This window comes from Nocardioides sp. CPCC 206348, from assembly GCF_048654705.1.
Lineage (GTDB): Bacteria > Actinomycetota > Actinomycetes > Propionibacteriales > Nocardioidaceae > Nocardioides.
This window is the reverse complement of sequence record NZ_JBMCZA010000218.1, coordinates 19,643-20,305: the sequence shown is the minus strand read 5'-3', so window position 1 is coordinate 20,305 and position 663 is coordinate 19,643. Positions and strand designations below refer to the sequence as shown.

1 protein-coding gene and 1 pseudogene are annotated in these 663 nt (G+C 72.1%); one reads left to right on the top strand and one right to left on the bottom strand.

Annotation, left to right across the window (positions count from 1 at the left end):
- The coding region (locus ACOADB_RS24535; RefSeq protein WP_378605012.1) for a hypothetical protein at window positions 1-317 on the bottom strand (317 nt) is incomplete at its 3' end.
- Between the two features lie 82 nt (window positions 318-399).
- On the opposite strand from ACOADB_RS24535, the pseudogene ACOADB_RS24530 reads away from it, so the two are divergent.
- A pseudogene (locus ACOADB_RS24530) lies at window positions 400-663 on the top strand (proline dehydrogenase); the annotation flags it as partial.

The window sequence follows — 663 nt, the reverse complement described above, 5'->3', positions numbered from 1 at the left end:
GGGTCGATCAGCCAGAAGTACCCGTGGACCCGGCCGAGGTGGCGGGCCGGGACGCAGAGGCGGGCCACGATGCCGAGGTCCGGATCGGCGGGGGTGCGGAGCGGGCCGGGGGAGTCGGCGATGCCCTGCGCCTGGAACCAGGCGCGCACCTCGGTGCTGGAGCGCCGCTCCAGGATGGAGCGTTGCCGGATCACGTCGACGACGTCGTCGTTGCGGTGGTCGGAGAAGCCGATGAGCCGGAAGTCGGGGTCCTCGAGCGTGCAGGGCGCGTCGACGAGGCGGGCCAGGTCCTCGATCAGGTCGTCCAGCGTTGACACTGGACAAATGTCGCACATTCTTGGTCAATCGGTGTGACGGATGTCCGTTCCGTGTGACCCGCGCCGCTCCTAGCGTGGAGCCATGCTGAGCCAGACCCTGAACCGCGCCTCCCGCAGCGCCCGCGCCCGCCGCGCGGTCGAGTCGATCCCCGTGACCCGCAACGTCGTCGACCGGTTCGTCGCCGGCGAGACCACCGCCGACGCCGTCCACGCGGCGCAGCGACTGGTGGCGGCCGGCCGCGCGATCACCATCGACGTCCTCGGCGAGGACGTGACCGACATCGCCGGTGCCCGGGCGACGCGCGACGGCTACCTCGCGCTGCTCTCGGCCCTCGACTCGGCCGGT